This window comes from Curtobacterium sp. MCLR17_051, from assembly GCF_003234395.1.
Taxonomy (GTDB): Bacteria; Actinomycetota; Actinomycetes; order Actinomycetales; family Microbacteriaceae; genus Curtobacterium; species Curtobacterium flaccumfaciens.
This window is the reverse complement of record NZ_QKTA01000036.1, coordinates 1-7,219: the sequence shown is the minus strand read 5'-3', so window position 1 is coordinate 7,219 and position 7,219 is coordinate 1. Positions and strand designations below refer to the sequence as shown.

8 protein-coding genes are annotated in these 7,219 nt (G+C 71.7%); 6 read left to right on the top strand and 2 right to left on the bottom strand.

Features of this window, described 5'->3' with window-relative positions; all coding sequences use genetic code 11:
* The first annotated feature begins 170 nt into the window (after window positions 1-170).
* Genes DEJ06_RS17870 through DEJ06_RS17845 form a run of 6 tightly spaced genes read left to right on the top strand, consistent with a single transcriptional unit; the run spans window position 171 to window position 5,225 of the window.
* The gene (locus DEJ06_RS17870; RefSeq protein ID WP_111040222.1) at window positions 171-686 is read left to right on the top strand and encodes an N-acetyltransferase; all 516 of its coding nucleotides are present in this window, start codon (window positions 171-173) and stop codon (window positions 684-686) included.
* Window positions 683-1,354, top strand: coding sequence for an HAD-IA family hydrolase (locus DEJ06_RS17865; protein ID WP_111040221.1), 672 nt, complete (start codon window positions 683-685; stop codon window positions 1,352-1,354). The genes DEJ06_RS17870 and DEJ06_RS17865 overlap by 4 nt, the downstream gene beginning before the upstream one ends.
* The gene (locus tag DEJ06_RS17860; RefSeq protein ID WP_111040220.1) at window positions 1,351-2,001 is read left to right on the top strand and encodes an HAD family phosphatase; all 651 of its coding nucleotides are present in this window, start codon (window positions 1,351-1,353) and stop codon (window positions 1,999-2,001) included. Before DEJ06_RS17865 ends, DEJ06_RS17860 begins: the two co-directional genes overlap by 4 nt.
* A gap of 46 nt (window positions 2,002-2,047) precedes the next feature.
* On the top strand, window positions 2,048-3,781 hold the full coding sequence (locus DEJ06_RS17855; protein ID WP_111040219.1) for an AMP-binding protein: 1,734 nt from the start codon (window positions 2,048-2,050) through the stop codon (window positions 3,779-3,781).
* Between the two features lie 18 nt (window positions 3,782-3,799).
* Window positions 3,800-4,339: a GNAT family N-acetyltransferase gene (locus DEJ06_RS17850; protein WP_111040218.1), complete on the top strand. Its 540-nt coding sequence runs from the start codon at window positions 3,800-3,802 to the stop codon at window positions 4,337-4,339.
* Between the two features lie 31 nt (window positions 4,340-4,370).
* The gene (locus DEJ06_RS17845) at window positions 4,371-5,225 is read left to right on the top strand and encodes a hypothetical protein (RefSeq protein WP_111040217.1); all 855 of its coding nucleotides are present in this window, start codon (window positions 4,371-4,373) and stop codon (window positions 5,223-5,225) included.
* Here the strand turns inward: DEJ06_RS17845 and DEJ06_RS17840 are convergent, their stop codons facing one another.
* Together DEJ06_RS17840 and DEJ06_RS17835 are read right to left on the bottom strand one after the other, a co-directional pair.
* Entirely contained in the window at window positions 5,226-6,455 is a 1,230-nt protein-coding gene (locus DEJ06_RS17840; protein ID WP_111040216.1) for an MFS transporter, read from the bottom strand.
* The gene (locus DEJ06_RS17835) at window positions 6,452-6,985 is read right to left on the bottom strand and encodes a helix-turn-helix domain-containing protein (protein ID WP_111040215.1); all 534 of its coding nucleotides are present in this window, start codon (window positions 6,983-6,985) and stop codon (window positions 6,452-6,454) included. Before DEJ06_RS17835 ends, DEJ06_RS17840 begins: the two co-directional genes overlap by 4 nt.
* Window positions 6,986-7,219 lie beyond the last annotated feature (234 nt).

Here is a 7,219-nt window from a genome sequence, read left to right as displayed (position 1 = left end):
TCGGCGCGGTTGCTGTGTGCGCGCCGAACACACCCTTGGTGGGGTGGAGAACCAGCGATGTGCGGCTGGTGAGCGCTCCGGGTGTTTCCCGGTCGTTGCAGGTGATTCGGCGTCGTCCGCCAGTCGGATTGGAACGATTTCTCCGGGCCTGCCACCCCTAGGCTCGGGTCATGCGGGGAACGACGATCCGACCGACCACGGAGGACGACTGGGAGTCCGTGCGGGCACTGCGACTGGAGATGCTCCGGGACACCCCGAAGGCGTACGGGGAGCGGCTCGCCGACGCGGAGCGGCTGCAGGAGCGTGACTGGCGTCGACGCGGCCGCCGTGAGCACGACGTCGGCGGGACGACCCTCGCCGCGATCGGTGCCGACGGCCGGTGGCTCGGGACGATGGGGGTGTTCGTGCCCGGCCCCCGGGTCGGGCCGCTCCTGGTCGGCGTCTACGTCGCTCCGTCGCACCGGGGCCGTTCCGCCGGTGTCGCCGATGCGTTGCTCGACGAGATCGAGGTGTGGGCGGCGGCGCACGGATCGGCCCTTCGGCTGCACGTGCACGAGGGGAACACCCGCGCGCAGGCCTTCTACGCCCGACGTGGCTACGAGCCGACGGGTGCGACCGAGGCGTACGTGCTCGATCCGAGCGATCTCGAGGTCGAGATGATCCGGCAGCTGCGGGGATCGCTGTGAGCGGCGGGACGGCCGAAGCTGCCGGGGCTGCCGGGCCCGTCGTGCGGTGGCTGCTGTCCGACGTGGGCGGCGTCCTCGAGCTCGTCGACGACGCCGCCTGGCCCGGACGCTTCCGGGCGCGGTGGGCCGAGCGTCTCGGGATGACGACGGACGACTTCTCCGCACGCCTCGTCGCAGCGGACCTGCCCGACGCCTCCCGTCAGACCGGCGTCGTCGACCGGTACTGGGGTGCGATCGGTACGGCGCTCGGGCTGGGGGCCGACCAGCTCGCCGTCATGCGGGCCGACTTCTGGGATGCGTACTGCGGAACGCTGAACCAGCCGTTGTACGACTTCCTCGCCGGACTCCGCGGAACGATCGGCCTCGCGATCCTGTCGAACTCTGGCGATGGTGCTCGCGAGGAAGAGGAGCGGCGCTTCCGGTTCTCGGCGGTGTTCGATCCGATCTGCTACTCCCACGAGATCGGCGTGAACAAGCCCGACGCCGAGGCGTTCCGGATCACGCTCGAGCGCTTGGGGGCGGACCCGGACGAGGTGTTCTTCGTGGACGACGTGCCGGAGAACATCGAGGCCGCACGTGCGCTCGGCATCGGGGCCCACCTGCACGTCGACACCGACGAGACGATCCGGGTGCTCGATGCGGTCGTGCGGGGGAGCGGCCGGCAGTGACCGTCGGCATCGTGTTCTTCGACGTCGACGGCACCCTCGTCAGCCCCGGTTCCAGCAGCAGCTTCCTTGCCGCCCGGCTCGGGCACCAGGGCACGCTCGACGACGCAGAAGCCCGCTACGCCGACGGCGATCTCACCAACCAGCAGGTCAGTGAGGTCGACGCACGCGGGTGGCGTGGCACGTCCGTCGCGACGGTCGACCGGTGGCTCGACGACCTGCCGGTGTTGCCCGGAACCGAGACCGTCGTCGCGTGGTGCCGTGCCCACGACGTCGAACCCGTGCTCGCGTCGCTCGCGTGGCAACCCGTGACCCGTTCCCTCGCGCGGCGGTTCGGGTTCGTCCCGAACGGCGGGCCCCGAGTCGGCGAGCACGACGGCGTCCACGACGGCACCGTCGCCGAGTACTTCGACGAGTTCGACAAGCGGGACCGGGCGCTCGCGCTCGCTCGTGACCTCGATGTACCGATCGAACGCTGCTGCGCCGTCGGGGACAGCCGCTCGGACATCCCGCTCTTCCAGGCGCTCCCCAGTGCGTTGGCGCTCAACGCGAGTCCGACGGCACGCGCGGCCGCGAGTGACGTGATCGATGCGGATGACCTCTCGAGCACCATCCCCTGGCTCGACCGCTGGCTCCGGGGACTCGGCTGATCGATCGGCTCCGAGCCGGATACGGCATGATCGGTCCGTGTCTTCTGTGAACCCGACCGACGCGTACCGTGCCGCCCGCGACCAGCTCCTCGCCGCGGACTCTCCCGAGGCGGCACGCGCCGGGTTCCGCTGGCCGGACGTCGGCGACACGTTCAACTGGGCGACCGACTGGTTCGACGTCATCGCGACCGACAACAGCCGCACCGCGCTCTGGATCGTCGAGGAGGACGGCCGTGAGCAGCGGTTCAGCTACGCCGAGATGGCCGCACGGTCCGATCGGCTCGCCGCGCGCCTGCACGGCTTCGGCGTGCAGCAGGGCGACCACGTCCTCGTCATGCTCGGCAACCAGCTCGAGCTCTGGGAGACCATGCTCGCCGTGATCAAGCTCGGTGCGGTCATCCTGCCGACGTCGACCATGCTCGACACGGCCGACCTGCAGGACCGCGTCGACCGGGGCTCAGTGGCGCACGTCGTCACGAACCGGAGCGAGACGCACAAGTACGACGACGTCCGCGGGTCCTTCACGCGCATCGTCATCGGCGGTCCCGCTGACGGGTGGACGGAGTACCCGATCGACCTGGGCGAGCCAGCTCCTGCCGACGAGGTCCGTCCCCATGTCGTCACCCGCACGACCGACCCGTGCCTGGTGTACTTCACGTCCGGCACGACGTCGAAGCCGAAGATGGTCGTGCACACCCAGACGTCGTACCCGGTCGGGCACCTCAGCACGATGTACTGGCTCGGCGTCCGCCCCGGTGACGTGCACCTGACGATCAGCTCGCCCGGGTGGGGCAAGCACGCCTGGAGCTGCTTCTTCGCGCCGTGGATCGCGGAGGCAACCGTGTTCATCCACAACACCGCGCGCTTCGACCCGGCCGCACTCCTCGCGCAGCTCGAGCGGGCCGAGGTCAACACGTTCTGCGCGCCGCCGACCGCGTGGCGGATGATGCTGCAGTCCGACCTCGGCGTGAAGCCGCGCGCGCTCCGTGAGCTCATCTCGGCCGGCGAGCCGCTCAACCCCGAGGTCATCGGCCGGGTCGAGGTAGCGTGGGGGCTCACCATCCGCGACGGCTACGGGCAGACCGAGATCACCGCGATCATCGGCAACGCCCCGGGCGCGGCCGTGACGCCCGGCGCGATGGGCAAGCCGCTCCCCGGTGTGACCGTGACGCTGCTCGACCCCGTGACCGGCGAACCGGGCGACGAGGGCGAGGTCTGCCTCGACCTCACCGAGCGGCCCGTCAACCTGATGGCCGAGTACCTCGGCGACCCCGACCGCACCGCCTCGTCGATGCGCGACGGCTTCTTCCACACCGGCGACATCGCCGTCCGTGACGCCGACGGCGAGCTGACCTTCATCGGCCGCACCGACGACGTGTTCAAGTCCTCGGACTACAAGGTGTCGCCGTTCGAGGTGGAGAGCGCCCTGCTGCAGCACCCGGCCGTGGCGGAGAGCGCGGTCGTCCCGGCACCCGACGACGCCCGTCTCAACGTCGTCAAGGCGTACGTCACGTTGGCCACCGGATGGGAGGCGTCGGCCGACACCGCCAGGCAGGTCCTGGAGTACGCACGCACGGCTCTCCCCGCCTATGCGCGCGTCCGCCGGGTCGAGTTCGCGGAGCTCCCGAAGACCATCTCGGGCAAGATCCGCCGCGTGGAGCTCCGGGAGCGCGAGGAGCAGTCGGTGAGCAACGGCACGCGCGCCGAGGGGGAGTGGCGCGACGACGAGTTCCCCGGCCTCCGTGCACCCCGCCCGCAGGCCGGGCCCGCTGCCGGTTGACGGTCGGGGAGACCACACATGGTCGTCGTACTGCGCCCGTGGTCGCTCGACGACGCGGCTGCGCTCGTCGTCGCCAGCCGGTCGAACCCGGACCTCGCGACGCAGTTCCCGGACGTCGGGCTCGATGACGAGGAGCAGGCCCGCGCGCACATCAGGGGCGCCCTGCGGTTCGACGAGCAGGCGAAGAACTGGGCGATCGTGGAAGACGGAGTCGCGGTCGGGAACGTCGGGCTGTCGGCGATCGAGTTCCGGCACGCCACGGCCTGGGCGCATTACTGGCTGGCGTCCGATGCTCGCGGCCGTGGGTTCGCCACTCGTGCGTTGACGAGTGCGTCGACCTGGGCGTTCGACGCCGGGCTCTTCCGCCTCGAACTCGGACACCGCTCGAACAACCCCGCGTCGTGTCGAGTCGCCACGACCGCCGGGTTCCGCGCGGAGGGCGTCGAACGGCAGAAGCTCCGGTACGGCTCGGAGCGGTTCGACGTGGAGACGCACGCCCGGCTGGCGACCGATCCGGTGCCGGACCTGCCGGCGTTCGAGGTCCGGACGACGTCCTGACGGCTGCCCCGGTCAGTCCTAGGCTCGGCACGTGGAACTGATCAAGGACGTCTCGCGCGGCGACTGGTTGCTGGCCCGGGCCGGCTCGTTCGCCTCGTTCGGCGGTGTCGCGGGCACCGGGTTCGAGGCGTACGTCCGGATCCTGCACCCGCTCCGAGCGGATCGCGAAGACCGGACGACCGTGGACGAGCACGACGAGCACCCGGTCCTCGAATCGGCCGAGTGGCGCTGGGCCGACGTCGCCGAGCGCACCCGTCGGACGATCGACCCGCTCGTGTCGTGGCAGACGCTCAGCGGTCGGGACGACGAGTCGGACCTGCCCTTCGACGACGGCTGGGTCGTCCATCCACCCGAAACGGGCTGGTACGAGCCGAAGCAACTCGCCGCGCTGACCGGGCTCCTCGCCGGGGCGACGTCGACGCCGGACGACCTGGTCGGGGCGGTCTGGGACGGATGGGGCGACTTGAACGCGTCGAAGTTGGGCTTCGGGTGGCAGGGGAGCGGCGAGCCGACGGCGGCCGAGCGCGTGGAGATGCAGGCGCACATGGCCCGGGCCCAGGCGCAGCACCGGCGGGAGCAGGCTGCGCTCCGACAGTCGCTTGCGGGTCCGCGCTTCCTGTGGCCGGCCCGCGAGTGCTTCCTGCTCGCCATGTCCCTGCCGCAGCTCAGCGACCCGTCCTGGACGGACCACGCCCGCGTGGGCACCTACGTCGATGTCGGGCACACCCCGCAGATGCTCTGGCCCGAGGGGCACGAGTGGGTGCTCGCCACCGAGATCGACTGGGACTCGACGATCGTCGTCGGGTCGCGGTCGCTCGTCGACGCGATCCTCGCCGATGCCAGGTTCGAGGCGTACGAGGTCGACGCGGACGCTTCCCCGGGCTGATCAGACCGGCAGAGCCACCTCGGTGGTCACGCGCCGGACACTCCGGGTGGACGCGGCGACCACGGTGGCGACGACGATGACGACGGCGCAACCGACCAGGGTCGCGGGCGTGCCGACCGCGTGCGCCAGCGGTCCCACCAGGGCCTCGCCGAGCGGGACGGCGACGAACGACCCGACCATGTCGTACGAGTAGACCCGCGACAGCACGGCCCGGGGCACGTTCGACTGCAACGCGTGGTCCCAGGCAATCGCGAACAGCTCGATGGCCACCCCGCCCAGGGCGAACGCGACGAGCAGGGTCGGCAGGGCCGGGGCGCCGGCGAGCGCCAGGACGGGGAGCGCGGTCACGGCCATCAGGGCGACGCCGATGCCGAGGGCGTGCCGTGGCCGCCACCGCAGCGCGATCAGTGCTCCGAGCGCCAGACCGACGGTCTGCGCGGCGACGACGAGTCCCCAACCCGCCCTGCCGAACGAACCGTCCGCGACCACCGGACCCAGCACGGTGGTGGCACCGACGAAGGCGGCGTTGAGCACCGCGAACTGGGCGACCACCGTCCAGACCCAGCGTCGTCCCGAGAACTCGACCCATCCCTCCCGGATGTCCGCGATCACCGACGGGCGGTCGGCCGGCGCGACGGACGGGCGACGCGGCAGCCGGATCCGTGCGTACAGGGCTGCAGCGACGGCGAAACCGGCGGCGTCCACCGCCAACCCCCACCCGGCGCCGACGAGCGCCACCATCCCGGCGCCTGCGGAGGCCCCGACGATGGTGCCGGCGTTGATGCTCAACCGGATCACGGCGTTCGCGGGGCGCAGCAGTGACTCGGGCACGGTCTCGGGGACCATGGCTGCGGTCGTCGGCAGGCTCACCGCGGCGACGGCACCGTTCAGGATGCTCAGGACGACGAGGAGCGGGACCGTCGCGGTGCCCGTCAGGACCAGCGCGGCGACGGCGCCCTGCGTCAGGGCAGCACCGAGCGACGTGGCGACGAGCACGACGTCACGGGGGAGACGGTCGGCGATGACCCCGCCGAACAGCAGGACGGCGACGTTCGCGACCGAACGTGCGGCCACGACGAGGCCGAGGTCGACGGGCGAGCCGGTGAGGTCGAGGACGGCGAACGCCAACGCGATCGGGGCGACGGCGTTGCCGAGGATGCTCACCGTGCGGGCGGCGAGCAGCCAACGGAACGGCGCGTGCCGGAGGACGCCCGTGGTCGGCGTGCTCACGGTCGCCGCATCGGGAACATCGAGACGGTCATCGACACCGGAACGGTGCCCGGGGTGCGGGGTCGCTGCGCTGCGGCGTGGAGCAGGGCGGAGGCCTGGCCGACGTGGTGCACCACGCGACGCCACGTCTCGGGGCCGACCCACAGTTCGGCGTCGGTGGAGACGCCGGGCCCCGTGGTCCGCTGTCGAACGCGTCGTCGGAGCTCCTCGACCTGCGCCTCGACGTACACGAGCTGGTCCTCGACCGAGACGTCCTCGGCGCCACTGCCGGATCGGGCGTCGGGGTCGAACGCCCGCGACGACGACTCGTGCCGGTACCGCTTCGCCTCGCCGCCCCGGAGCCGGACGACCTCGACGACGGCGACCAGCCCGGCCCGTTCGAGGACACGCAGGTGGTAGCTCGCGGTGGCCTGCGAGAGACCGAGTTCCCGTGCGGCCTCGGCCGCGCTCATCGCGGAGCTCGTCACCAGCGAGAGCAGGCGGAGCCGTATCGGGTGGGCGGTCGCCCGGAGGGACTGGAGGCTGGACATGTGCCCATCGTTGCCCCCGCACCCGGTACCGTCAAATGGCTCTTTGGGGGTCGTCCGGACTGATCTGCGCTGCGACCTTTCGCGCCCAGCGACATCTCACGGCCGGCCGCGCGCGTGAACTGTCGCTCAGCACGAAAACCCGCGCGACGCCGATGCCGACCCGCGCCCGCACCCACGCGCCGCGCCCCGGCCCCAGCGCCCCAGCACCCCCCCCGCGTCACCCTGTGGGAGCAC